Genomic DNA, 21,234 nt, shown 5'->3' with positions numbered 1-21,234 from the left:
AGGGTCGGGCGCCATGAGTGGTGACTGGCGGCAGGACAGGATCGGCAGCGCCTTGGCGGGCGGAAATCCCACGGTCCTCAGGCGGCTGGACGCCGGCTTCGCCGTGATCGGCGACACCCAGTTCCTGCCGGGATACTCGGTTCTCCTGACGGACGAGCCCGGCGCGGAACGACTGTCCGACCTCCCCCGGGCCAGGCGGACGGCCTTCCTGTCGGACATGGAGTCGCTCGGCGAGGCGGTCGAGCGGGCCTGCGGCGCGCTGGACCCGGCGTTCCGGCGGGTGAATCTGGAGATCCTCGGCAACACCGACCCTTTCCTGCACGCTCATGTCTGGCCGCGGTACGAGTGGGAACCGGTCCACCTGGTCGGCCGGCCGGTGTGGCTGTATCCGCCCGGCCACTGGACCGACCAGCGATTCGCCCTCGGCCCGCGACACGACCCGGTGCGTGAGGAGATCGGCCGGCACCTCGGCGTCCTGTACGCGGCGCACGGAGCTCGGGCCCGCGCCGGCGGCTGAAGCGGGTCTCCGGGAAGCAAGTTTCCGGGAAGCGGGTTTACAGGAAGCGGGTTTCCGGGATCGGGCGGACGCCGGGGCGATCGGCCGGTTCGCCTTCGATGCCGGGCGGGCCTATTCGGAAGCCCCTCCGTGGGACAGGGCGGTGGTGAGGAGTCTCAGGAGGTCGGTGGCGAGGGCGGGGCTCGCCGCGATCGTCGCCCGGGAGCTCATGCTGTGGGGGCTGCCGTCCAGGTCGACCACCAAGGCTCCGGCCTCGCGCGCGATGACGACGCCCGCCGCGGTGTCCCACGGGTTGTTGCTGAGCATGACGTTGGCGTCGACCTTGCCGTCGGCCACCCAGGCGAGGTCGATCGCGGCTGAGCCGAGCATCCTGACGCGCTGGACGCGGGCGGCGAGTTCCTGGGTGAGAGCGAATCGGGGCCGGTTGCGTGCCGGTGCGTCCTCGCCCACCGCGTAGTCGCCCATGGCGATGACGGCGTCCTGGAGCTTCTGGGCGCCGCTCACCTGGATGGGCGATCCGTCGGCCGTCGCGCCGGCGCCTGTGGCGGCCGCGTAACGGACGTTCAGGAACGGCAGGCCGATCACCCCGAGCACGGGCAGGTCCCCGTCGACCAGGCCCAGGGAGACTCCGCACAGCGGGATGCCGTGGAGGAAGTTCGCCGTGCCGTCCACAGGGTCCAGCACCCACGTCAAGCCCTCGCCCGGCCGGCTCGCGCCCTCCTCCTCGCCGAGGAAGCCCAGCTCGGGCGTCTCGTACGACAGGAACTCCCGTACGGCGTGCTCGACGGCGAAATCGACCTCGGTGGCCATGTCGCGGTCGCCCTTGGCGGTGACGACGCCGGGGGCCCTGGTCGTGATGATCTCGCCGGCGATCGACGCGGCTCGCTCGGCCAGAGGAAGCAGCGCACGGACGTCGATGGTCATCCAGATGTCTCCGCTCTCCGTACCGGGACGACGCCGTCCTACGGCAGTTCGTAGCGCGTCAGGGCCTTGGCGAACGGCTCCCCGGTGGCCCGTGCGTGCGCCATCCGCGCGCGAGCCTCGCCGAGCGTGCGCGGCCGGTAGCCGGGCCCGCCGCAGCAACTCTTGTGGAACCGGACACCAGCGTGCAGCAAGAGCGAGAGCACCCGCCAGCCCGCGGTGTCGCGCCGGCGGGGAGCCGCGAAGGCGGAACCCACATGGATCAGCGACTCGCCGCACCGCGGGCACGACCGGCCCTTGTCGCCAGGAAGCGGATAAGGCTGCTTGTACGAGGCCCGGCACGGCAGGCAGACGAACGACGTCTTCGCATGACCCATGCGCCCAGGGTAGCCCCGTGCCCGAGCCGGGCAGCGGCCCGGCTCGGGCACGGACACCCCGGCTTCTGATGTCAGGAGCCGGGGCCGGCCTGAGGTCCCGCCGACCCTCCCCCGTCCCCGCAGAGGGCAAGGCATGGCCCGGCGGGAGCGCGTGGGTGGCTAGTTCTCCTCGTCCTTGCTGACGGGCTGCCAGACGCCGTCCTGGCGCAGACAGTGGGCGGTTCAGCCTCCCCAGCTACCGATTCCGAGAAGGCGCCGACCCGGATCGCCTGCTCGACGATGTGCGCGATCTCGACCTGTACGACACCCGCGCCTTGGCCCTGGCCTCACGCGCAACCGACGTACACCCGTCCAGAAGCCAGTACGCCCGCCCTACCCAGACCGGCTCGACCGACCACCTGTACACCCACTCCTGAACCCGACCGACCGGAAACGCCCTGCTCCGCTGTTGGGCGGCCACGCAACGGGCACGCGCCGATGTGCCCGACCGGCATGTCGCAGGACAGTCGCGCGATCGAGGAACCGAGCGGGTTACCCGTGAGTACACTCGGCGCTCCCACCTGGATCAGCACATGGAGCCGGAATGATGACCCCCCGCAACCCTCCCGGGTGCCTTGCTCTCGCCTACTGCGGCCTTGTGCTGGCCCTGGGCATCTACTCGATCGTGGTGCTTCTGACGGTCCGGGATCCCATCCTGTTGTCCGGGGTGGCGCTCATCTATCTCACGTTTCCTCTCGGCTGGTTGACATGGCAGGCATGGGACCTGCTGCCGAGCGAGATGACGAACCCGATCGTGCTCACCCTGCTCCTCGTGGGCGCGGGCTGGTTCCAGGCTTGGGCGCTCTCTCGCGTCGGGCGGTATCTGCAACGCCGGAGCGGTGAATCCGACTGATCGCCCGCCAGGCACCTTCTTGATCGGTCGCCGAAGGTCGCGGCCGTGAAGGGGACGGGATGGATCGTACTCACGGGTCGTGGTCAAGCTGGGCGGCGAGGCAGTGGCACACCGAGCTCACCCAAGATGATCGAATTGCCGACCTTGGGGGGAGCGGCTTCGATGAACTTCGTGTTCCGCCCATTTGCTGCGCCCGTATGCCGACACCGGCCGGTTCGTCGAGTGCTCGCCATCGTCTTGATGATCATGTGCCTCGGCTCGCTCGCGCTGACGGGCTGCACCGGATCGGGCGAGTTGCTGTCGTTGCCGCCCGCCACCGTCTACGGGCATGACGCGGCGAGTGAGAACTCGCAGGCCGAACCGGTCCCGGCCGACGGTACGGCGGGGGCTCTCACTCAGCCGTTGAGGGAGGCCGGCTGGTTCTGTGCGCAGGTCCGCGCCAATGCGGACGGCCGTGCCGTGTGGTGCCGGATCGGGCACCGCGACGAGGCGGACACGGTCGATCCGCAGGTGGCGCACTTCCTGCTCGACCGCCGTGATCAGCTCGCCTGGGCGTGGTTCCCGCCCACTCAGGCGAACCGTGAGGGCGATCCGGTCACCGCGGCCGCTGCACCGGCGCTGACCGCGATCTGGCCCGACACCGATGTGCAGGAGGAGATGGACGACTTCGATCGCGATCTCCGCAGCCGTACGCCGCGGCTGGAGGATGACACCCCCCGTACGGGGTGGCGGGACGCGTACGCGGACTACAGCTACGACGAGCTCAACGGACTGGTCGTCACCTCCCGGGACACCTCCGTGCGGCGCTGGCCGTTCGGGTCCGAGCACTACGCGGTCCCGATGAGCTCGGCTGTCGATGATCTGCTGGCTGGTGGTTACGACTGCTTCTATCCACCTCAGACGAACTGCAACCGCTCCCGATCGAACGGCTACTTCCGCGTCACCCTCCATGGTGATCAGATCGTCTCGGCCCAGTTCGGCATCGGCAGTCTGATCGAGTCGGGGCGTCAACGACACCTGCTCAGCGAGGAGTTTCCGCATGGCCTCACCTTTCTCGCCGAGGAGGTCCGCCGTCCGGTCACGGAACGCATCGAGCAGTCCCGGCGATCCGGCACCGGCTTCGTGGGCATCGTGGCCGGAACGGTCGTGATCATCGAGGCTCGCCGGGGTGCTGTCGACAGAGATGATCTGGTGGCGTACCTGGACGTCCAGATCGGCGCACCGCTGGCCGCGACCATGCCCATCTGATCGAGGGGCCTCGGGTGTTGAGTCAGGGGGAGTGCAGGCTCCTCGGCGGCAGCCGTCGAGTGACGCCCGGCGGAACTCGTCCAACTCCATTGGGCCGAATCGTATGATCCGTCTCATGCCGATCCCCCGAGCGGTTGCCGTGGTCCTCGACGGCACCCGGGTCCTGGTCATCAAGCGGTTCCTCCGGCGCACGCCGGGCGTCACCTGCGGCATCTGCGATGCCGAAGGTCGGCGAGGGACGCAGTGTCCCGGGCACCACTACGCGCTTCTTCCAGGGGGCCATGTGGAGGACGGCGAGTCGCCGGAGAGCGCGGCAGTGCGTGAACTCCACGAGGAGACGACCCTCACCGGGGAGATCGACCGGCTGCTCTTCACCGGCTCACACAATGGCCGGCCCGCCTTCTACTTCCTCATGCGGGACGTCAACGGCGTCCCGTCGCTATCCGGTGAGGAGTCGTTGGATCACGGGCCGGACAACACCTTCGAGCTCAGATGGGCGAGGGCCGCCGAGTTCGAGCAGCTGAACCTGCACCCCGCCGACGTGCGCGGGCCGCTCACGCAACTGCTCCACAGCTGACCCCGCGCCCCGAGCCCTTCTCGACAGGCTCCCAGCCCAGGGCATGTCCGAGACATCCGACATGACGGTCTCGGTCTCTATGGTGTTCTCATGAATGAGTCGCTACGGCTGGCCCCGATCACCCCTGCCAATGTTGAGACGGCCATTGCTGTGAAAGTCCGTCCCGATCAGGAAGGTTTCGTCTCCTCCGTGGCGAAGTCTCTCGCGGAGGCCTACGTGCAGCCCCAGGTGGCCTGGCCTCGCCTCATCCTGGACGATGATCGTCCCGTCGGATTCCTCATGGCCTTTCTCGACATCGACTGGAACGGCAAGGGCGTCGACTTCCGGTCAGGCTTGTGGCGCCTCAACGTGGCCGCCGAGGCACAGGGACAGGGCGTCGGCCGATTCGCCGTCAGAGCCGTGGCGGCCGAGGTCAAGCGTCGCGGCGGCGCGCAGGTGTTCGTCACGTGGCAGCCGGGAGAGGGCGGCCCCGAGAACTTCTACCGGAAGCTTGGATTCCAGCTCACGGGCGAGGAAAGCGGTGGCGAGACGGTCGGAGTGCTCGACCTGACCGAACTGGACCTGCACTGAGAGACCCCAGATACCTGCCGCACGAGTTCAGCGGGCGACACATGGAGGCTCGCGGCGGCGCGCCGCTCATCCGGCGGGCTCGGTAGGGGCGGCGCGCCAGCGCGCGGCGTGGCGGCGCCGCGTCACGCCGCGCCGTCACGTCCGGGAACGTTCATGGGGGCTCGTTCATTGAGGGCTGCTCCTCGGACCACCCAAGCCCAAGGCGGGCAGGCGGACCGCGGGATCCCCGAGAGCATCCCTCTCATCCTCAGGACGCACGTGGACACCTGCGTCGAGGACGAGCCGGGAGCGTTTGTCCCCAGCCGACCAAGGGCGGCCCGATGCGGCACAGCTGCTTCGACTCCCGTACGCGCACGCGCCTCACCGGACGGATGAACGTGGCCCCGTGGCCATGCCTGCTTGGCTTGTCCGGGGCGCCTGAGGGCCGACCTGGCTTTTCGTTCGCAAGCGGGTGACGAGAATCGCGCCCGCGCTGTCAGCTTGGGAACAGGGTACTGATCTTGCTCTGCAGAGCTGGGACAGCAGTGGTGCAGGCTGGCACGCGTCCGGCACGGACGCCGGCTCTCCTTGTCGGTGGCCCAGCGTCTCGTATGCGCTTGACGTCCTCACGCCGACCACCGGCATGATCGTCAGATGTTCGACTTTGGAATCAGTGGATACCGGCCCGCATGGTTGAGCGGGAGTTCAGCAGTCGCCGCCGCACATGGTCCGAGACTGGCCATGCTGGAAGGGCGAAGGCTGACGCGCGCTCTGCTGGTGTGGGACCTCGACGAGGATGTCTGGTTCCCCGATGGCCTGGTCCTGTTGGACTTCGAGGGAGAGCAGGTCGAGATCGTCCACCAGAAGTTCGATGAAGGCTCGATCACGTGGAACACGGTCGATCCGGCTCGGCCGCTGGATTGGGCGGGGGAGGGATTCCGGCTGGCATGGCGAGAGGGCGTGCCTGGCGAACTGGCGCGATTGCAGGGGCAGAGGCTGCAGGCCGTGGAGCTTCTGACGTGGACGGGGAAGGACATGGCGCGCGGGATGGCGGCTGTCGCGTTCTTCTTCCCGCAGGGCCGAGTAACGATCTACAACGCTCTCGACGAGAACGGCATGGAGTTCAGCGACCCTGATCAGCGGTACGCGCGCCAGAGGCTCCGCATGAAGCGTTCGTGATCCGCTGGCGAGGTTCATCGCCTCTGGAGATGGGAGCGGGTGACGGGAATCGAACCCGCGCTGTCAGCTCGGGAAGCCTTTCCGGATCATGGCCTCTGAGCAGAGGGAACGCTGACCTGGGCGTATGCCGGTCGAGTGACCGTGAGTACCCGTGCCTCCCCGCTGATCGCCATCCGAACGGGCACGCAACAGGCACGATGCGCTTGCAACGGAGACAGCTTGGCATCGAAGCAGGACTTGCCTGCGCCGCAGTACTCCAACAGGCGGGTGCTTAGTCCTCCAGCGACACTCCGAGATCGCGGGCATGGTCTGCGGGGGTAGCCTGATTCGTCTCAACGGCAGGATGGGCTTGGATGGGGCTGTATTCATGGCGCGATGGCAGTCAGTGTTGCTCGGGTTGCTCGGGTTGCTCGGGTTCGGGCTGGCTGGACTAATGCTGGGAATCTTCGTGAGTCGGGGATATGGTTTCGTCCGCGGGCCAGCCCCCGTCCCTCGTCTGGTGGGCGGATACGCCATTGGTGTGGCTCTCATCGCAGGAGTCCTCATCGTCCGGATCAGGCCGGGTGTGATGAAGTCGATCATCCTCTTGGCCGGTATCGGATCATTCGCCGTGCTCCTGGCCTTTGGTGGCTTCATAGCCTCCGCCGCCATTCATTTCGAGTGACGCCAACCTCTCGCTGGGCGCAGTACGGCTTCGGGCGCCGGCACCAGGTTCGCGAAGTGTCACTGGAGTACTAGTCGGGAAGCTCCGGACGTCCGATCAGCCCGCCAAAGGTGCGCGTCGGCCATAGGCGAGCCTCCCGCTACACCAATACTCAAACATCTTCGCTGCATCTCGATTTCGCGCTTCTACGGAAGTGATCCTGCGAGGCACCTGTATGCGCAAAGTCAAGAGATGCGGAAATCGTCACTCAGTTGATCACCATTGCCGCTGTGCTTGTAGGTGCTGCGCCTTCTTATCTTCTGGCACGAGCATCCGAAAGAGGGCGCTTCAATCGGAAGATGAAAGTAAGATGGGATCGTCCGCGACTAGTCACTTACGTGGCTTACATTCCTGTCTTAAATTAGAATACGCAACTGCTCGGAGGACTTTCTGTATCCTCAAAAAGAGATCCGATCTCTGCGGAGTCGCAATCACTCCTCGATGCGCTCTAGCAAGCCGACCTGTGGCGGAGATTCGAGAGGGTCATGCTTCTAGCTAACGCTCCGACGATACACGCCGCCCATGAGCTGAGATCTAAATATGGCGCCTCGGGAGAGTGGCATGAAATCGCGAAGATGACTTTGGTGTCAATTCGCCGGCGGATGGATAGTTGCTCTCAATGATTTTCCCGAGCCGGCTCGGGCGAGCTTGGGTGTTAACGGCAGTATCAGTCGTTGGGGCGTTGCCCTGTTACTGCCGTCTCCTCGTGCCGACCAATATACTCAGGGTGTTCAATGAGGTGATCTCAACGAATTGCGAGCAGGTAGTCGTGCTCGAAATGGGTGAGGACAAGTGCCGCGCGAGCGATGTGGCCGATTCGGTTTGGGCTGACGGTGATGTGCTGGAGGGTTCGCCAGCGGCCTTTGAGCAGGGCGAAGCCACGTTCGCCCGGGCAGCGTAGGGCGCGTAGAAGGCGGTTGTAGGTGCGGTTGTCCGAGCTGAGGACTTGGTTGCCTCCCGGCTGCTTGATCGGTGTGTGGATGCCGATTCCGGCGCCGTCGTAGCCGCTGTCGGCGAGGGTGGGCAGGCCGCGTGTGGCTGCGGCGTAGAGCGCGCCCAGCACCTGTGCACGGGCGGCGGTCAGATCGTGGGTGGAGCCGGGTTCGACGTCGGCGATCCACAAGGGCAGCCCGTTCGGTGCGGAGACTGCCTGGAGGTTGCCGGCGTGCTGGTGGGCCTTGCCGGAGTGCCACGCGTCGATGGGTTCGCCCTTGACGCTGAGGGTCTGCTCGGCGCAGCGATCGATGGGGATGAGGGTGCCGTCAAGGATCATGTATGGCAGTCCTTCGATGGGGGCCCGGTCGAGGGCTTGGTGCTGATCAGGGGCTTGAGCTGCGAGAATTTCGATGCCCTCGTGCATGTTGCGGTAGGCGGTGGCCCGGGAGACGCGGTGGTCACGGCCGAGTTTCGGGACGTCGTGCTCGCCGCGGAACCAGCGCACCACCATGACCGCCTGCCGGAACGGGCTCAACGCCCGGCTTCCCTTCGGGGTGCCGCGCAGTCGGCGTTCCTCGTGCAGGAGTCGCGCGACGTACTGAACGAGTGCGCGGGAGACGTCGAGCGTGGCACGATGAGCAATCACGTGGAGCCTTTCGGCCTTGAGTGTTCTTGTGGTGAGACCTCTTCTACCGGGGGCTCCACGTCTGTTTCCGGCCTTCGGCGACTCCTCCCGAAAGGCCCGGAACGCCACCGGCGGCGTCCAAGAAATCCCAATCGCCCGCCTTATTTCGCTGAGATCACCTCAGTGTCTCACCCATGCCCGCAGCTTCAGATATTCGGTTGGCAGCGCCTGCGGGCGTAGCGATACTGCGGTGATGTTCACAGATGCTGACGCTGCCGCCTTGTATGACCAACTCAACCCGTGGGACGCGACGCGCTATCCCAGCGACGCGTTCTTCAACGGCCTGGTGATGGATGCGGATGCCGTGCTGGACGTGGGTTGCGGTACCGGCAGCATGTTGCACCAAGCCCGTCGCCTCGGTCATCGTGGACGGCTTGTCGGACTCGACCCCGATCTGGCTGCGCTTGATCGGGCACGGCGACGCACGGACATCGAGTGGGTTGCCGGCGTGGCGGCGGACGCATCCTGGGATCGCGAGTTCGACCTGGCGACCATGGCCAGCAATGCCTTCCAGTGCTTCGTGAGCGATGGAGAGCTGTCCGCGTCGTTGGCCGCGATCAGGAGGGCACTACGTGACGGTGGCCGGTTTGCGTTCGACACCCGTAACCCCCAGGTGCGCGAGTGGGAGGAGTGGAAGCCGTCGAATGCCAGCGAGGTCGTGGATGGAAGCGGTCGCACGCTTCACGTGTCACACCAGGTCGAGTCGGTGGTCGACGATGTGGTGACGTTCACCGAAACCACCAGCGCTCATGACGGCACCGTCCTCCGCTTGGATCGGGCGAGTCTGCGATTCCTGGATGTGTCAAAGCTTGGCGCGTTCCTGCACGAGGCAGGGTTCGAGATCGAGGCGCAGTACGGCGGCTGGCAGCATGAGACCGTCTCCGATGTCAGCCGATCGATCGTCACGATCGCGCGTGGGGCCTGATGCCCGCTCCTGGAACGACGGTCAGCATCGTCGATCGGCCCCCAAGCACGTACGGCGTCCAGCCACGCCGTGGCGATCGTAGGGCTGCATCTGCGCGGCGGCGGGCAACCCCGGCCGGTGCGTTCGGTTGGTACGGCGGTGCCGGCGTGCGGTGGCCGGCCCGGTGTCCCGCCGTCGTCCGGGACCGGCCCCCGGGCCGCACGCCCGGACGGCGGGCGGGCGGAGGGCCGGGGGTACGGCGGCGCGCCGCGCCACCGCTCGATCACCATCGGGCCGCCCAAGTCGGAGGCGGGCAAGCGCGTGGTCAGCGTGCCGGCCATGCTCCTGCCGGACCTTCGCGCACACATGGAGACCTACGCCGAGCGGTCCGACGACGGGCACGTCTTCGTCGGCCCCAAGGGTGCCAGGCTCCGGCGCGCGAACTTCACCCGTGTCTGGGCGGCGGCATTGAAGAATGCCAAGTTCAGTGGCTTTCACTTCCATGATCTTCGTCACACCGGGAACACCCTCGCGGCCCAGTCCGGCGCGATCCTGCGAGACCTGATGACCCGTATGGGGCACTCCTCCACGAGGGCGGCGCTGATCTACCAGCACACTGCTGTTCCTCGCGCGACGCGTACCCTTGCCCGTCTGATCACCTTGTCTGCTGTCGTCCCGCCAGAGGAGGAACCGGCCAGGGCCACGGGGACATCCTTGATGGGAGACACACAACGAGCACCCCGCTTGGGGCAGTCCCTGAACCTGCGAGTACGCATCCATCGGCCCAACGCGGGGCTTGCCAAGCGCGACCCTCGGCAGAGAGGTGGGGTGCATCGGATGTGGGCGTGGAGAATATGACTAGATGGTTATAATCGCTGTATGAGCTGGGAGGTCAGTCTTCATCCGGAGGTCGAGGCGTGGTATCTGACCATGTGTGTTACCGATCCGGAGACTGCAGACCTGGTCAAGGACGCGATCGATCAGCTCGCGGAGGAAGGCCCGACGGCGCGCCGTCCTCTGGTAGACCGGGTACAGGGCAGCCAGTACTACAACATGAAGGAACTACGCCCCCCTCATCGGGAACGAGTGAGATCCGGATGCTGTTCTGCTTCGATCCGGTAAGGGAAGCGATCTTTCTGGTAGCCGGCGATAAAGCCGGCAACTGGAACCGCCGGTATCGGGAAGCAATACCGCTGGCTGATGAACGATTCACCCAGCACCTGATCACGCTCAAGCAAGAAGAGCAGGAGGAGCGATGAGCACTCGGTACAGCAAGTGGTCGGATGTCAAGGCCAAGGCGGCAGCGCTCGACCCGCGAGACGAGACGGAACGCGCTGCTGGGGAAGCCGTCGCACGTGAACGCCGCGAAGCGTACGTCCGCGGGTTCCAACTCGCCGAGATCCGTCAGGCCGCCGGTGTCACCCAGGCCGAACTCGCCGACGTCTTGGGAGTCAGCCAAGCTCGCATCTCCAAGATCGAACATGGCGAGGCATCCGGCATCGACGTCGTACGACAGTACATCGCCGCGCTCGGGGGGCACTTGGATCTCGTCGCTACACTCGGCGACCGAACCTGGAAAGTCGCCTGAGGAAGGCGAGCCGATCTGCGACCAGGTAGTTCAGAGCCTCTACCACTTCAGCCCAGATGCAAGTCCTCGCCTGGGTTTCGTGCTTGGAGCGGGTGACGGGAATCGAACCCGCGCTGTCAGCTTGGGAATTACTGTGATCGTGGGGAACGGACCTCGGGTTGCCTGGTCAGCGGGGTCGCCGGAGTGGTCGTGAGTGACCGTGGCTAGCTGGTGTCCGTGGCCCTGGTCTGCTCGGCTTGTCCCGGGTCGATGGCGGGCGGGATGATCAGGCTTCCACCTCAGCCACTTACGGCCCACACGCCCGGCGCGGAGATCATCCCGGAGCCGGAGCGCCCCCGCCGGAGGCATCAAATGGCTTCAGCGCGCGTCGCGGGCCCCTTGAACGCCAGGCGGTTACCACGGATTGCGCAAGGGTGGGGGAAACTCCGTCACTGGTGTCCACCTCGTAGTCGTACGGACCGAACGTGTGTATGCCGTCGGTCTCGACGTGACAGCGGCCCTCCCCGATGCGGCGGTCTCCTCGCTCGCGTTCTCTTCGGTCGATCTCCGTAAGGTCGCAATGCACTCCGACGAGGAACACGTCGAGGTCTGCCAACAGGCGGGAGAGATATTCGCGCCAGTGCTGGAATTCGATGATGTGCTCCACGATCAGGTCGTTGCCTGCGCCGGCCAGAGCGGGCAGGCATCGGTGAAAACCCTTGAAGAAGCGTGGGCGCATCTCGTTCCACCAAGAGAAGGAGCCTTCGTCGTCTCGTCGCTCGGGGAGCATTCCGCTTGCTACGAACTGGTCGGAGGAGACGTGCAGGAACGGCTCGTCGAGTGTGCGCTGTAGTGCCTTAGCCAGGGTTGATTTTCCGGAGCTCGACGCTCCGTTGAGGATGATGATGCGTCCAGGACCTCGATTCGGAGGGGTAGGTTCCATGCCCACACGATGACAGACTCCCGAGGCCAGGGGGTGTTTCGGTGCTGGGGCGAGGCCGGCGGGTTGCTGAACGCGCTTGTAGGGCAGGCACGACAGGGATTGATTCCGAGGCAGCGGGTTGGTTATGTGCGGCGGCGCGTCGCTGGTGTCGGCGAGTTCGCTTGGTACGGCGGTCGCGGCGGTCGGCGTGGCGGCGCGGTGCTGCTGCCGGCCGGGACCGGCCCCCAGGCCGCATGCCCGGGCGTCGGGCAAGCGACGGGCCGCTGTACGGCGGCGTGGCGCGCCGCCGCTTGACAAGCTCTCCGGATGGGTGGAGGCGGTAAGAACGATCGGCGTTCCTGGCCTGCATTTCCATGATCTCCGTCACACAGGAAACATGATCGCGGCGGACTCGGGTGCGGGCCTCAAGGACCTCATGGCGCGGATGGGACACGACGACGTCCGCGCCGCGATGATCTACCAACACGCCGTCCGTGGTGCCGACAAGCTGATCACCGAAGCCATCGACAAGCACCTGATCGGGCACGAACGGGCACTCGACACGGACGACGACAACCCGCCTGGCGTACTGGTTCCCGCCGGATGACCGCAGGCCCTAATGGCACGCTAATGGCACGCAGAGATCAACAACCCTAGGGAAGATCAAAGCCCAGGTGCCGACTGTCCGGAATCTGCTGGGCACCTCATGGGAACTGCATCGATCACGGCCCGCTGGGGCACTGAGTTGGGCGGAAGGCTGGTCCTGAGTGACCGTGGTTGACCCCTCGTCACCCCTCTTAATGGCCCGGTGATCAGTCTGCGGCCTGGTGTTTCTCGCGCGACGCGTGCATCCCGGGCCGGTCGGTGTAGCGGGTCACCTCTGGGTCGCTGGCGAACGCGTGCACGGCTGCGTGATCACTGGCACGGAAGTCACGCAGCAGCAGCCGAAGCGTGGTCAGTTCCATGATCTTAAGTATGGGCGCACCCAGAATGAGAGCCGCAGCCCGGAGTGCGGCTCTATGAAATGTCTAGCTTCGTCACGATGCATGGTGACGATCCGTTACGCTGCCCAGCGTCAAAGTATGATCTTGAGGAGAGTGAGCCAGACAATGCGTAGATTCAAGCAGGCAGCGGTGTTCACGGTCGCCACGGCAGTCGCACTTGCCAGTTCCGTGGTCATGAGCAGCCCGGCAATGGCCGCGTCATCGCCGACCGCGGTGTGCGGCGGCGGCAGCTACCGCGTCATCGACAGCCACGCCATCAGCGGGCTCGCCACGATTTACCTGCTCTACAACGGCAGCACCAACTGTGTGGTGACGTGGAAGAGCAGCAAGTACCAGGGCGGTTACACCCTTACGGGGGCCACCATTCAAAGGAAGGGCGGCAGCGAGATTAGTGACACCGGCTCCTACAAGATCTACGCCGGTCCCGTGAAGGTCAACGCTGCCGGCACCTGTGTCTCGTGGGGAGGCCATGCTTCGAACAGCACCGGTGTTGGTGAGGGCTGGCAATCGAGCTGGACTCACTGCGGCTGATCACCGAGACAGGTCGTCATTTCAACGTCGGGGTGACTCGGCCCCGGGTTCACCGGGGCGCGAGTCCCCTTCCGTACGCGGGCGAACGACTGGTGTCGAGAATGACTGCCCGCACGCTTGCGTTCCACCTCGGCCGGGCGCGCAGTAACCGTACTGCGCACCGACAGAGACCTTCTGCCTAGGGTCGGCGGTATGAGCCAAGGCCCGGACCGGGGATCGTGTCCCCACCTGGGTCTTCACAGTGAGAGCGGGTGACGGGAATCGAACCCGCGCTGTCAGCTTGGGAAGCTGATGTTCTGCCATTGAACTACACCCGCACGAACCGGAGTACGCGTCCCCCACTGTAGCGGAAACTTGCCCCCCAACAGCAAACCCAACGCCCCACCTTTTCCGGCCGGGACGGTAAGTTGGCTCACCGTGTTGCTATCTGACCGTGACATCCTTGCTGAGATCGACTCCGGCCGGCTCGCTCTAGACCCCTTCCAGCAGGACATGATCCAGCCGTCCAGCATCGACGTACGGCTCGACCGCTTCTTCCGTGTCTTCGAGAACCACAAGTACCCCCATATCGACCCCTCCATCGAGCAGTCGGATCTCACGCGGATGGTCGAGCCGTCCGGTGACGAGCCGTTCATCCTGCATCCGGGGGAGTTCGTGCTGGCCTCCACCTATGAGGTGATCACGCTTCCCGACGACCTGGCCTCGCGACTGGAGGGGAAGAGTTCGCTCGGACGGCTCGGCCTGCTGACCCATTCCACCGCAGGCTTCATCGATCCGGGGTTCAGCGGGCATGTCACGCTTGAGCTGTCCAACGTGGCGACGTTGCCCATCAAGCTGTGGCCCGGGATGAAGATCGGGCAGTTGTGCGTGTTCCGGCTCAGTTCGCCCGCCGAGCATCCGTACGGATCGGCCAAGTACGAGTCCCGGTATCAGGGCCAGCGGGGCCCCACTCCGTCCCGGTCGTTCAGGAACTTCCACCGGACGAAGATTTGAGTGAACAACAGGTGAACATTTAGGGAACGTAGCGGTGGGATCAGCCCTTCGCGCACCCGTCAACAGGCCATGTCAGCGGCCGGATTTCCCTGCAAAAAGCGGCCAAACTACTCCGAACCCCGGTGTCGCACAACATACGCAGGGTAGCCAGAAGGCGAAGGGGACATGAAGTTCGCATTTCGCCTGGTAACCCGTACCCTCTTCCACGGACCATCCCCGCACATCTGGAGAACGACGTGCGCCTGCGTCTCACGCCACGTGAGGACAGCTACTACGACCTGTTCGCCGACTCCGCGAACAACCTGGTCACGGCATCCCGTCTGCTGGTCGAGATCATCAGTGACGGGTCGGACAGGGAAGCCCTGGCCGAGAAGATGCGCGCCTGCGAGCACGCCGGTGACGAGCGCACCCATGCGATCATGAACCGGCTCAACGAGAGCTTCATCACTCCGTTCGACCGTGAGGACATCTACCGCCTCGCCTCCAACCTCGACGACGTGATGGACGCCATGGAGGCCGCCTCCGACCTCATCGTCCTCTACCAGATCGACCATCTCCCCAAAGACGTGGTCCGGCAGGTCGAGGTTCTGGAACGCGCCGCCGAGCTGACCGCCGAGGCGATGCCCCGGCTGCGTTCCATGAAGAACCTCAACGAGTACTGGATCGAGGTCAACCGCCTGGAGAACCAGGGTGACCAGGTCTACCGCAGGCTGCTGGCCAAGCTGTTCAGCGGTGAGTACGACGCGCTCACCGTCATGAAGATGAAGGAGGTCGTCGACGCCCTGGAGGAGGCCGCCGACGCCTTCGAGCACGTGGCCAACACCGTCGAGTCGATCGCGGTCAAGGAAAGCTAGGCCCAGTGGACCTCACGCTCGCCCTCGTCATCGGCGTGGTCGTCATCTCCCTGGCCTTCGACTACACCAACGGGTTCCACGACGCGGCGAACGCCATCGCGACCTCCGTCTCGACCCGGGCGCTCACCCCCAGGGCCGCGCTGTTCATGGCCGCGGCGATGAACTTCATCGGCGCACACCTGGGTACTCAGGTCGCCCAGACAGTCGGAAAAGGGATCATCGACGCGCCCAACGGTCCACACGGCCTGGTCGTCGTGGCCGCGGCGCTCATCGGCGCGATCGCCTGGAACCTGATCACCTGGTACTTCGGGCTGCCCTCCTCCTCCAGCCACGCGCTCATCGGCGGCCTGGTGGGCTCCGCGCTGGCCTCGGCCAGCATCGTGCACTGGGACGGCGTCGTCGAGAAGGTCGTCATCCCGATGATCCTGTCGCCGCTGATCGGGTTCAGCCTCGCCGCGTTGATCATGATCGCAATTTACTGGATCTTCCGCAACAGCCAGCCGGGCAGGACCAACCGCGGCTTCCGCTACGCGCAGACCGTCTCGGCCGCCGCCATGGCGCTCGGGCACGGCCTGCAGGACGCGCAGAAGACGATGGGCGTCATCTTCCTCGCGCTGACGGTCGGCGGGTACGCCAGCCCCGGCGAGGGGATCCCGCAGTGGGTCATCCTGAGCGCCGCCGGTGCGATCTCGCTCGGCACGTACGCCGGTGGGTGGCGCATCATGCGCACGCTCGGCCGGCGGATCATCGCGCTCGATCCACCTCAGGGGTTCGCCGCCGAGTCGGCCGCGGCCACCGTCCTGTACGGTGCCGCGATCGGGTTCGGCGCGCCGATCTCCACGACCCACACCATCACCACGGCGATCATGGGCGTCGGCGCGACCAAGCGGCTGAGCGCCGTGCGGTGGGGCGTGGCCGGCAACATCGTGACCGCCTGGGTGCTCACCATCCCGGCGGCGGCCCTGGTGGCGGCGCTGGCCTACGCCGTCCTCCACCTCATGGTCGAGTAGGGGCGGCCCGCCTGTCCGCGTGCGAGGAGGGGCGGCCCGCCTGTCCGTGTGCGAGGAGGGGCGGCCCGCCTGTCCGTGTGCGAGGAGGGGCGGGCCGCCTGTCCGCGTGCGCGGGGTCAGCCGCCCGCGTACATCACGTCCACGTCCCAGCGGGCGAAGCCCAGGGACTCGTACAGCCTGATCGCCGCCGTGTTGGCCTCGTCCACGTAGAGCATCGCCTGGGCGAGGCCGCGCGAGCGCAGGTGGGTCAGGCCGGCCAGGGTGAGCGCCCGGCCCAGGCCGGTGCCCTGCTGGGAGGGGTCGACGCCCACGACGTAGACCTCGCCGAGCGGCTCGTGCCCGTGCTCGGACGAGCCGTGGACCTTGGTCCAGTGGAAGCCGGCGAGCCGGTCGCCGCGTACGGCCAGGAAGAAGCCCTCGGGGTCGAACCAGGGCTCGCGCTCACGCCGGAGCAGGTCGTCGAGCGTCCAGGCGCCCTGTTCGGGGTGGTGGGCGAAGGCGGCGGCGTTCACCTTGAGCCACGCCTCCTCGTCCCGCCCCGGGACGAACGTGCGCAGCTGCACGCCTTCGGGAAGCGTGTGGGGCGGCAGCGGGGCGAACAGCGAGCGGCGCATCTGCCACAGCGAGCGCACGCGGTCGAAGCCGAACGACGCGGCCAGCGCCCCGGCGCCCGCGTGGTCGCCGTGCGCCCACAGCCGCACCCTGCCTCCGGTCAGCTCCAGTACGGCCCGCAGCAGCCGCGCGCCGTGGCCCTTCCGCCGGTGGGCGGGATGGATGACCAGCTCCGCGCTCGGTCCCTCGACCTCGTCGGTCGGGTCGACGTGCGCGTAACCCGCCGGAGTGCCGTCGTCGGCGTGCAGCAGGAGCGAGCGGGCACGGGGATCGCCGCCGTAGCGGAGATGGAGCATCACGTGCTCGTTGAGCGGGCGGACACCGTCCGCCTCGGTCGCCGCCTCGACGATGCGGAGAACCTGGGAGACCTCTTCGCCGTCGAGCCTTTCACAGATCTTCACAAGCGCACCCACACAAGGAACTCTAGGCGTACCAATGGCGAACAATGCCATTGGCTGTCCCGGTCAATCGTTACCTTTGCGACATTCGTTGCATAGAGAGACGTCGTAACGTCCCTGTCATGACGTCACGCACCCTCCTCCGGCTGTGCACGGCCGGCGCCGCGACCGCGGCCGGGATCGCCCTGGCCGTGGCGCCCGCGGTCGCCGCGACCAGCGGCGCGGCCGGTCACGGCCACGGAAACGGCGGGCCGACCGTCCCGGTCCGCCTGTTGAGCATCAACGACCTGCACGGCAACCTCGAACCGCCGTCCGGCTCCTCCAGCCGCATCCTCGACCCGGACGGGCCGCTGGTCGACACCGACGGCTCGCTGACCGGGCTCGCCGGAGGCAAGTACTCGATCGCCGGCGGCGCTTCGTACCTGGCGACGTACGTCAAGCAGGCGCGTACCGAGAACACGCTGCTCGTGGCGGCGGGCGACCTGATCGGCGCGTCCCCGCTGATCTCGGCCGCCTACCACGACGAGCCCACCCTGGAGGTGCTCGGCTCGCTCGGCCTCAGCGCGACCGCGGCCGGCAACCACGAGTTCGACGAGGGGTACGCCGAGCTCCAGCGCCTCATGAACGGCGGCTGCCACCCGGTGGACGGCTGCTCGCCCGCCGGCCAGTGGAAGGGCACGGACTTCGACTTCCTCGCGGCCAACGTCCTCAAGGAGGGGACGGACCGGTACGCCCTGCCGCCGTTCTACGTCAAGAAGATCAACGGCGTGCAGGTGGGCTTCATCGGCCTGGTGACGGCGACGACGCCGACCATCGTCACCGCCGAGGGCATCAAGGGCCTGCAGTTCACCGAGGAGGTCGCCGCGGCCAACCGGGCCTCGGCCTACCTGGCGCGAAAGGGCGTCAAGGCGCAGGTCGTCATCATGCACGAGGGCGACTCGACCACCCCGAACCAGAGCCCGGACGCCTGCTCGGTGAACACCGCCAACGCCGGCTCGCGCATCGCCAGGGAGCTGAACCCGCAGATCGACCTGGTCATCAGCGGCCACTCGCACCAGGCGTACATCTGCAAGACCAAGGACCCGGCGGGCCAGGACCGCTACTACACGCAGGGCTCGTCGTTCGGCCGCGTGCTGACCCAGATCGACCTGCGGATCGACAGGCGCACCAAGGACGTGGTCCGCTCCTCGGTCACCGCGGACAACAAGGTCGTCGCCCGTACGGTCACGCCGGACCCGCAGGTCGAGGCGCAGGTCCAGACGTGGCGGACGCGCAGCGCCGAGGTGGCCAACCGCAGGATCGGCGCGATCACCGGCGACGTCACCAACGTCGTCAACAACACCTCGGCCGCGACCACCAGGCCGGAGACGCCGCTCGGCGACCTCATCGCGGACTCCCAGCTCGAGGCAGCCAAGGCGGGCGGCGCCGAGATCGCGCTGATGAACCCGGGCGGCATCCGCACCTCGCTGACGTACGCGCAGTCGGGGGCGGAGGGCGACGGCGTCGTCACCTACGGGGAGGCGTTCGCCGTCCAGCCGTTCAGCAACCTCGTGCAGGTGCGGACGTACACGGGCGCGCAGCTCAAGGCACTGCTGGAGCAGCAGGTCTGGACGCCCAACCCGGCGACGGGCGCGATCAACCACCGGATGTTGCAGGTGTCGTCGTCGCTGACCTACACCTTCGACACCACCAAGCCGGTGGGGTCGCGCGTGTCGGACGTCAAGCTCAACGGCACGCCCGTCACGGACACGCAGTCGATCAAGATCGCCGCGAACAACTTCCTGATGGGCGGCGGCGACGGCTTCTCGGTGTTCACGCAGAGCACGGACACGTGGAGCGGGCCGATCGACCTGGACGCGTTCACGGCGTACCTGACCGCGCACTCGCCGATCAGCCCGTCGGCGGCCGACCGCGTCACGCTCGTCAAGTGATCCCCGGGCCGGGGGTCCCGCCGCGCGGGGCCTCCGGCTCCTCCCGCAACCGCACCAGCCACTTGCGCTCGACCTCCGCCGCCAGGTCGACGCCGTGGTGGCGGGCCATGAGCAGCACGTGGCACAACACGTCGGCCAGCTCCGCGCGGAAGCCGGCGTCGATCTCCTCCGGGGTCATCCCCCTGGTGCGCGCCTGACCGGCGCGCATGAGGTACGCCTGCGTCAGCTCGCCGACCTCCTCCTGAAGCTTGAGCAGGTACCAGGCGTCGTCGCGGACGATCCCGAGCAGCGCGGCGTAGCGGTCGGAGACGCGTTCGACGTCACGGCCCAGCCGACCCAGATCCATCAGCCGAGTCTAGGCGGGAACGGCCGTCGGACGGGCGACCCTCAGACATGGCCGGCAGGCGGGCGGCCGCTATTCGCGGTACAGCGGCAGGCGGGCGATGAGCCGGGCGCCCGGCTCGTGGTCGGCGACCTTGAGGGTGCCGCCGTGCGCGGCGCAGATCTCGCGGGACAGCGGCAGGCCGAGCCCGCTGCCGCCCTTCTCCTTCCGGCGGGCGGCCTCCAGCCGGGTGAACCGTTCGAAGACGCGCTCGCGGTCGGCGGGCGGGATGCCGTCGCCGTCGTCGGTGACCGAGACGCAGACCTGGTCGCCCTCCACCCAGACCTTGAGGTCGATCCGGCTCGCCGCGTGCCGGGTGGCGTTGTCCAGCAGGTTCGTCAGCAGCCGGTCGAGCTGGACGGGGGAGCCGAGCACGGGGGCCTGGGCGCACATGTCCACGACGATGGAGATCTTGCCGCCTTCGCGGCGGCGTACCTGCTCCTCGGCCAGGCGGCACACGTCGACGACGCGGCGGTCGGGGATGGCGCCGGCGTCCAGGCGGGCCAGCAGGAGGAGCTCGTCGATGATGCCGGTGAGGCGTTCGGCGGAGGCCAGGGCACGGGCGCCGGTCGCGGGCCAGTCGGTCTCCTCGGGGTAGGCGTTGGCGACCTCCAGCTGGGTGCGCAGGGCGGAGATGGGGCTGCGCAGCTCGTGGGAGGCGTCGGCGACGAAGCGGCGCTGGGTCTCGGCGGAGCGTTCGAGGCGGTCGAGGGTGTGGTTGGTGGTGGCCGCCAGGTCGGTGATCTCGTCGCCGGTCTCGGGGACGGGGACGCGCCGGCTGAGGTCGCGGCCGGTGATCTCGGCGAGTTCGGCGCGGATGCGTTCGACCGGGTGCAGCGCGGAGGCGACCACGACCCAGGTGATGCCGGCGACGATCACCAAGGCCATGGGCGTGCCGAGGAACACCATGGCGTTCAGCCAGGACAGCGCCCGGTTGACGTCGCTGAGGGAGGAGGCGCCGTACACCGTGACCAGCTGGCCGTCGGGGGTGTGCACCTGGATCGCCATGATCAGGTATTGGGCCTCCTTCTCGTCCCTGAGGCCGGTGAGCGTGCTCTCGGTGCTGTAGAGGGTCTCCGGCTTGTCCACCCGCATGCCGGACAGCTGCTGGCCGTGATGCAGGCCGGGGCTGGTGGCGAGGACGCGTCCGTCGGAGCCGATCACCTGGAGGAGCTGCACCCGGGCCGGGGCCTCCAGCGTCGGGGGGAGCTGCCCGCTGCGCGCCTCGCTGGCCACCCTCCGGACGGCCAGCTCCACCCGGGTCTCCACGAGCCCGTGCAGGTTGTCCGGGCCGAGGGTGAGGGCGAGTGTGCCCATGACGGCCAGGACCACCGCCGCCACCAATGTCGCGAGCGTGGTCAGGCGCCCGCGGATCGAGCGGGGAAAGAGCCTTTTCGCCATCCCCTGAGACCTACCCATAGGGATCTGAACAGGGAAAACCCCGGATCGAGATTCGGCAAGCGGCCCGCAAAGAGGGGTGTCCCGCCGGGCCGGTCCGGCGTCCCGCTCGAATAGTGGATCAGGTCGGAGGCGCGCGACAGC

25 protein-coding genes and 1 tRNA gene are annotated in these 21,234 nt (G+C 67.1%); 17 read left to right on the top strand and 9 right to left on the bottom strand.

Translation table 11 applies throughout. The annotated features are described in order from the left end of the window. The first annotated feature begins 13 nt into the window (after window positions 1-13). Entirely contained in the window at window positions 14-517 is a 504-nt protein-coding gene (locus tag ACIHAD_RS29340; RefSeq protein WP_397357855.1) for a diadenosine tetraphosphate hydrolase, read from the top strand. A 111-nt stretch (window positions 518-628) separates the two neighbouring features. On the opposite strand, the gene ACIHAD_RS29335 is transcribed toward ACIHAD_RS29340, so the two are convergent. Further along, a complete protein-coding gene (locus ACIHAD_RS29335) occupies window positions 629-1,441 on the bottom strand; it encodes an inositol monophosphatase family protein (protein ID WP_397357854.1) in 813 nt (270 codons plus the stop codon). Between the two features lie 38 nt (window positions 1,442-1,479). After that, window positions 1,480-1,815 (bottom strand): hypothetical protein, encoded by a 336-nt coding sequence (locus ACIHAD_RS29330; RefSeq protein ID WP_397357853.1) that lies wholly within the window; start codon window positions 1,813-1,815, stop codon window positions 1,480-1,482. 583 nt (window positions 1,816-2,398) lie between these two features. Between ACIHAD_RS29330 and ACIHAD_RS29325 the strand changes: the two genes are divergently transcribed. The 6 genes from ACIHAD_RS29325 to ACIHAD_RS29300 all read left to right on the top strand — a co-directional run bounded on the left by ACIHAD_RS29325 (window position 2,399) and on the right by ACIHAD_RS29300 (window position 6,924). After that, window positions 2,399-2,707, top strand: coding sequence for an SCO4225 family membrane protein (locus tag ACIHAD_RS29325; RefSeq protein WP_397357852.1), 309 nt, complete (start codon window positions 2,399-2,401; stop codon window positions 2,705-2,707). Between the two features lie 162 nt (window positions 2,708-2,869). Next, window positions 2,870-3,955 carry a hypothetical protein gene (locus tag ACIHAD_RS29320; protein ID WP_397357851.1) on the top strand — a complete coding sequence of 362 codons (1,086 nt, stop codon included), beginning with the start codon at window positions 2,870-2,872 and terminating at the stop codon, window positions 3,953-3,955. Between the two features lie 115 nt (window positions 3,956-4,070). Then, complete coding sequence (locus ACIHAD_RS29315) at window positions 4,071-4,532, top strand: NUDIX hydrolase (protein WP_397357850.1); 462 nt, start codon at window positions 4,071-4,073, stop codon at window positions 4,530-4,532. A 90-nt stretch (window positions 4,533-4,622) separates the two neighbouring features. Further along, the gene (locus ACIHAD_RS29310) at window positions 4,623-5,102 is read left to right on the top strand and encodes a GNAT family N-acetyltransferase (RefSeq protein WP_397357849.1); all 480 of its coding nucleotides are present in this window, start codon (window positions 4,623-4,625) and stop codon (window positions 5,100-5,102) included. Window positions 5,103-5,735: 633 nt separating this feature from the next. Further along, entirely contained in the window at window positions 5,736-6,260 is a 525-nt protein-coding gene (locus tag ACIHAD_RS29305) for a hypothetical protein (protein WP_397357848.1), read from the top strand. Between the two features lie 367 nt (window positions 6,261-6,627). Continuing rightward, window positions 6,628-6,924, top strand: coding sequence for a hypothetical protein (locus ACIHAD_RS29300; RefSeq protein ID WP_397357847.1), 297 nt, complete (start codon window positions 6,628-6,630; stop codon window positions 6,922-6,924). 784 nt (window positions 6,925-7,708) lie between these two features. Here the strand turns inward: ACIHAD_RS29300 and ACIHAD_RS29295 are convergent. Then, window positions 7,709-8,545: a transposase family protein gene (locus ACIHAD_RS29295; protein WP_397357846.1), complete on the bottom strand. Its 837-nt coding sequence runs from the start codon at window positions 8,543-8,545 to the stop codon at window positions 7,709-7,711. A gap of 232 nt (window positions 8,546-8,777) precedes the next feature. Here ACIHAD_RS29295 and ACIHAD_RS29290 point away from each other — a divergent pair, with 232 nt between their 5' ends. From ACIHAD_RS29290 to ACIHAD_RS29275, 4 genes are all read left to right on the top strand, one after another. Continuing rightward, on the top strand, window positions 8,778-9,509 hold the full coding sequence (locus ACIHAD_RS29290; protein ID WP_397357845.1) for a class I SAM-dependent methyltransferase: 732 nt from the start codon (window positions 8,778-8,780) through the stop codon (window positions 9,507-9,509). Window positions 9,510-9,827: 318 nt separating this feature from the next. Next, window positions 9,828-10,346 (top strand): tyrosine-type recombinase/integrase, encoded by a 519-nt coding sequence (locus ACIHAD_RS29285; protein ID WP_397357844.1) that lies wholly within the window; start codon window positions 9,828-9,830, stop codon window positions 10,344-10,346. A 239-nt stretch (window positions 10,347-10,585) separates the two neighbouring features. After that, on the top strand, window positions 10,586-10,747 hold the full coding sequence (locus ACIHAD_RS29280; RefSeq protein ID WP_397357843.1) for a hypothetical protein: 162 nt from the start codon (window positions 10,586-10,588) through the stop codon (window positions 10,745-10,747). Then, window positions 10,744-11,076: a helix-turn-helix domain-containing protein gene (locus ACIHAD_RS29275; protein ID WP_397357842.1), complete on the top strand. Its 333-nt coding sequence runs from the start codon at window positions 10,744-10,746 to the stop codon at window positions 11,074-11,076. Before ACIHAD_RS29280 ends, ACIHAD_RS29275 begins: the two co-directional genes overlap by 4 nt. 313 nt (window positions 11,077-11,389) lie before the next feature. Here the strand turns inward: ACIHAD_RS29275 and ACIHAD_RS29270 are convergent, their stop codons facing one another. Beyond that, on the bottom strand, window positions 11,390-11,998 hold the full coding sequence (locus ACIHAD_RS29270; RefSeq protein ID WP_397357841.1) for a chloramphenicol phosphotransferase CPT family protein: 609 nt from the start codon (window positions 11,996-11,998) through the stop codon (window positions 11,390-11,392). Window positions 11,999-12,122: 124 nt separating this feature from the next. Here ACIHAD_RS29270 and ACIHAD_RS29265 point away from each other — a divergent pair, with 124 nt between their 5' ends. Continuing rightward, on the top strand, window positions 12,123-12,584 hold the full coding sequence (locus ACIHAD_RS29265; protein WP_397357840.1) for a tyrosine-type recombinase/integrase: 462 nt from the start codon (window positions 12,123-12,125) through the stop codon (window positions 12,582-12,584). A gap of 205 nt (window positions 12,585-12,789) precedes the next feature. Here the strand turns inward: ACIHAD_RS29265 and ACIHAD_RS29260 are convergent, their stop codons facing one another. After that, on the bottom strand, window positions 12,790-12,942 hold the full coding sequence (locus ACIHAD_RS29260; RefSeq protein ID WP_397357839.1) for a GNAT family N-acetyltransferase: 153 nt from the start codon (window positions 12,940-12,942) through the stop codon (window positions 12,790-12,792). A 144-nt stretch (window positions 12,943-13,086) separates the two neighbouring features. On the opposite strand from ACIHAD_RS29260, the gene ACIHAD_RS29255 reads away from it, so the two are divergent. Continuing rightward, window positions 13,087-13,512: a spore-associated protein A gene (locus ACIHAD_RS29255; protein ID WP_397357838.1), complete on the top strand. Its 426-nt coding sequence runs from the start codon at window positions 13,087-13,089 to the stop codon at window positions 13,510-13,512. Between the two features lie 246 nt (window positions 13,513-13,758). Here the strand turns inward: ACIHAD_RS29255 and ACIHAD_RS29250 are convergent. Beyond that, window positions 13,759-13,829, bottom strand: a tRNA-Gly gene (locus tag ACIHAD_RS29250). Window positions 13,830-13,929: 100 nt separating this feature from the next. Between ACIHAD_RS29250 and dcd the strand changes: the two genes are divergently transcribed. From dcd to ACIHAD_RS29235, 3 genes are all read left to right on the top strand, one after another. Next, the gene (dcd, locus tag ACIHAD_RS29245; RefSeq protein WP_397357837.1) at window positions 13,930-14,505 is read left to right on the top strand and encodes a dCTP deaminase; all 576 of its coding nucleotides are present in this window, start codon (window positions 13,930-13,932) and stop codon (window positions 14,503-14,505) included. A 236-nt stretch (window positions 14,506-14,741) separates the two neighbouring features. Next, on the top strand, window positions 14,742-15,359 hold the full coding sequence (locus tag ACIHAD_RS29240; protein WP_106243913.1) for a DUF47 domain-containing protein: 618 nt from the start codon (window positions 14,742-14,744) through the stop codon (window positions 15,357-15,359). Window positions 15,360-15,364: 5 nt separating this feature from the next. After that, on the top strand, window positions 15,365-16,369 hold the full coding sequence (locus ACIHAD_RS29235; protein WP_397357836.1) for an anion permease: 1,005 nt from the start codon (window positions 15,365-15,367) through the stop codon (window positions 16,367-16,369). Window positions 16,370-16,485: 116 nt separating this feature from the next. Here the strand turns inward: ACIHAD_RS29235 and mshD are convergent, their stop codons facing one another. Beyond that, a complete protein-coding gene (gene mshD, locus ACIHAD_RS29230; protein ID WP_397357835.1) occupies window positions 16,486-17,394 on the bottom strand; it encodes a mycothiol synthase in 909 nt (302 codons plus the stop codon). 107 nt (window positions 17,395-17,501) lie between these two features. Here mshD and ACIHAD_RS29225 point away from each other — a divergent pair, with 107 nt between their 5' ends. After that, window positions 17,502-19,310 (top strand): bifunctional metallophosphatase/5'-nucleotidase, encoded by a 1,809-nt coding sequence (locus tag ACIHAD_RS29225; protein ID WP_397357834.1) that lies wholly within the window; start codon window positions 17,502-17,504, stop codon window positions 19,308-19,310. Here the strand turns inward: ACIHAD_RS29225 and ACIHAD_RS29220 are convergent. Next, a complete protein-coding gene (locus ACIHAD_RS29220; RefSeq protein ID WP_397357833.1) occupies window positions 19,303-19,656 on the bottom strand; it encodes a pyrophosphatase in 354 nt (117 codons plus the stop codon). The two genes, ACIHAD_RS29225 and ACIHAD_RS29220, sit on opposite strands and share 8 nt — an antisense overlap. A gap of 69 nt (window positions 19,657-19,725) precedes the next feature. Beyond that, window positions 19,726-21,093 carry a sensor histidine kinase gene (locus tag ACIHAD_RS29215; RefSeq protein ID WP_397357832.1) on the bottom strand — a complete coding sequence of 456 codons (1,368 nt, stop codon included), beginning with the start codon at window positions 21,091-21,093 and terminating at the stop codon, window positions 19,726-19,728. Window positions 21,094-21,234: the final 141 nt, after the last annotated feature.

It is taken from the genome of Nonomuraea sp. NPDC052265 (genome assembly GCF_044547985.1).
GTDB lineage: Bacteria > Actinomycetota > Actinomycetes > Streptosporangiales > Streptosporangiaceae > Nonomuraea.
Note: the sequence above shows the minus strand (reverse complement) of the source record. Positions and strands in the feature narration are given on the sequence as shown.

Bases quoted from the DNA above. Each gene is read 5' to 3' on its own strand.
- ACIHAD_RS29260 (WP_397357839.1), bottom strand. From the start codon at position 12,942: ATGGAACTGACCACGCTTCGGCTGCTGCTGCGTGACTTCCGTGCCAGT.
- ACIHAD_RS29290 (WP_397357845.1), top strand. From the start codon at position 8,778: ATGTTCACAGATGCTGACGCTGCCGCCTTGTATGACCAACTCAACCCG.
- ACIHAD_RS29215 (WP_397357832.1), bottom strand. From the start codon at position 21,093: ATGGCGAAAAGGCTCTTTCCCCGCTCGATCCGCGGGCGCCTGACCACG.
- ACIHAD_RS29325 (WP_397357852.1), top strand. From the start codon at position 2,399: ATGATGACCCCCCGCAACCCTCCCGGGTGCCTTGCTCTCGCCTACTGC.
- ACIHAD_RS29285 (WP_397357844.1), top strand. From the start codon at position 9,828: ATGCTCCTGCCGGACCTTCGCGCACACATGGAGACCTACGCCGAGCGG.
- ACIHAD_RS29265 (WP_397357840.1), top strand. From the start codon at position 12,123: ATGTGCGGCGGCGCGTCGCTGGTGTCGGCGAGTTCGCTTGGTACGGCG.
- ACIHAD_RS29275 (WP_397357842.1), top strand. From the start codon at position 10,744: ATGAGCACTCGGTACAGCAAGTGGTCGGATGTCAAGGCCAAGGCGGCA.
- ACIHAD_RS29270 (WP_397357841.1), bottom strand. From the start codon at position 11,998: ATGGAACCTACCCCTCCGAATCGAGGTCCTGGACGCATCATCATCCTC.
- ACIHAD_RS29305 (WP_397357848.1), top strand. From the start codon at position 5,736: ATGTTCGACTTTGGAATCAGTGGATACCGGCCCGCATGGTTGAGCGGG.
- ACIHAD_RS29280 (WP_397357843.1), top strand. From the start codon at position 10,586: ATGCTGTTCTGCTTCGATCCGGTAAGGGAAGCGATCTTTCTGGTAGCC.
- ACIHAD_RS29320 (WP_397357851.1), top strand. From the start codon at position 2,870: ATGAACTTCGTGTTCCGCCCATTTGCTGCGCCCGTATGCCGACACCGG.
- ACIHAD_RS29255 (WP_397357838.1), top strand. From the start codon at position 13,087: ATGCGTAGATTCAAGCAGGCAGCGGTGTTCACGGTCGCCACGGCAGTC.
- ACIHAD_RS29310 (WP_397357849.1), top strand. From the start codon at position 4,623: ATGAATGAGTCGCTACGGCTGGCCCCGATCACCCCTGCCAATGTTGAG.
- ACIHAD_RS29340 (WP_397357855.1), top strand. From the start codon at position 14: ATGAGTGGTGACTGGCGGCAGGACAGGATCGGCAGCGCCTTGGCGGGC.
- ACIHAD_RS29300 (WP_397357847.1), top strand. From the start codon at position 6,628: ATGGCGCGATGGCAGTCAGTGTTGCTCGGGTTGCTCGGGTTGCTCGGG.
- ACIHAD_RS29330 (WP_397357853.1), bottom strand. From the start codon at position 1,815: ATGGGTCATGCGAAGACGTCGTTCGTCTGCCTGCCGTGCCGGGCCTCG.
- ACIHAD_RS29335 (WP_397357854.1), bottom strand. From the start codon at position 1,441: ATGACCATCGACGTCCGTGCGCTGCTTCCTCTGGCCGAGCGAGCCGCG.
- ACIHAD_RS29225 (WP_397357834.1), top strand. From the start codon at position 17,502: ATGACGTCACGCACCCTCCTCCGGCTGTGCACGGCCGGCGCCGCGACC.
- ACIHAD_RS29220 (WP_397357833.1), bottom strand. From the start codon at position 19,656: ATGGATCTGGGTCGGCTGGGCCGTGACGTCGAACGCGTCTCCGACCGC.
- ACIHAD_RS29315 (WP_397357850.1), top strand. From the start codon at position 4,071: ATGCCGATCCCCCGAGCGGTTGCCGTGGTCCTCGACGGCACCCGGGTC.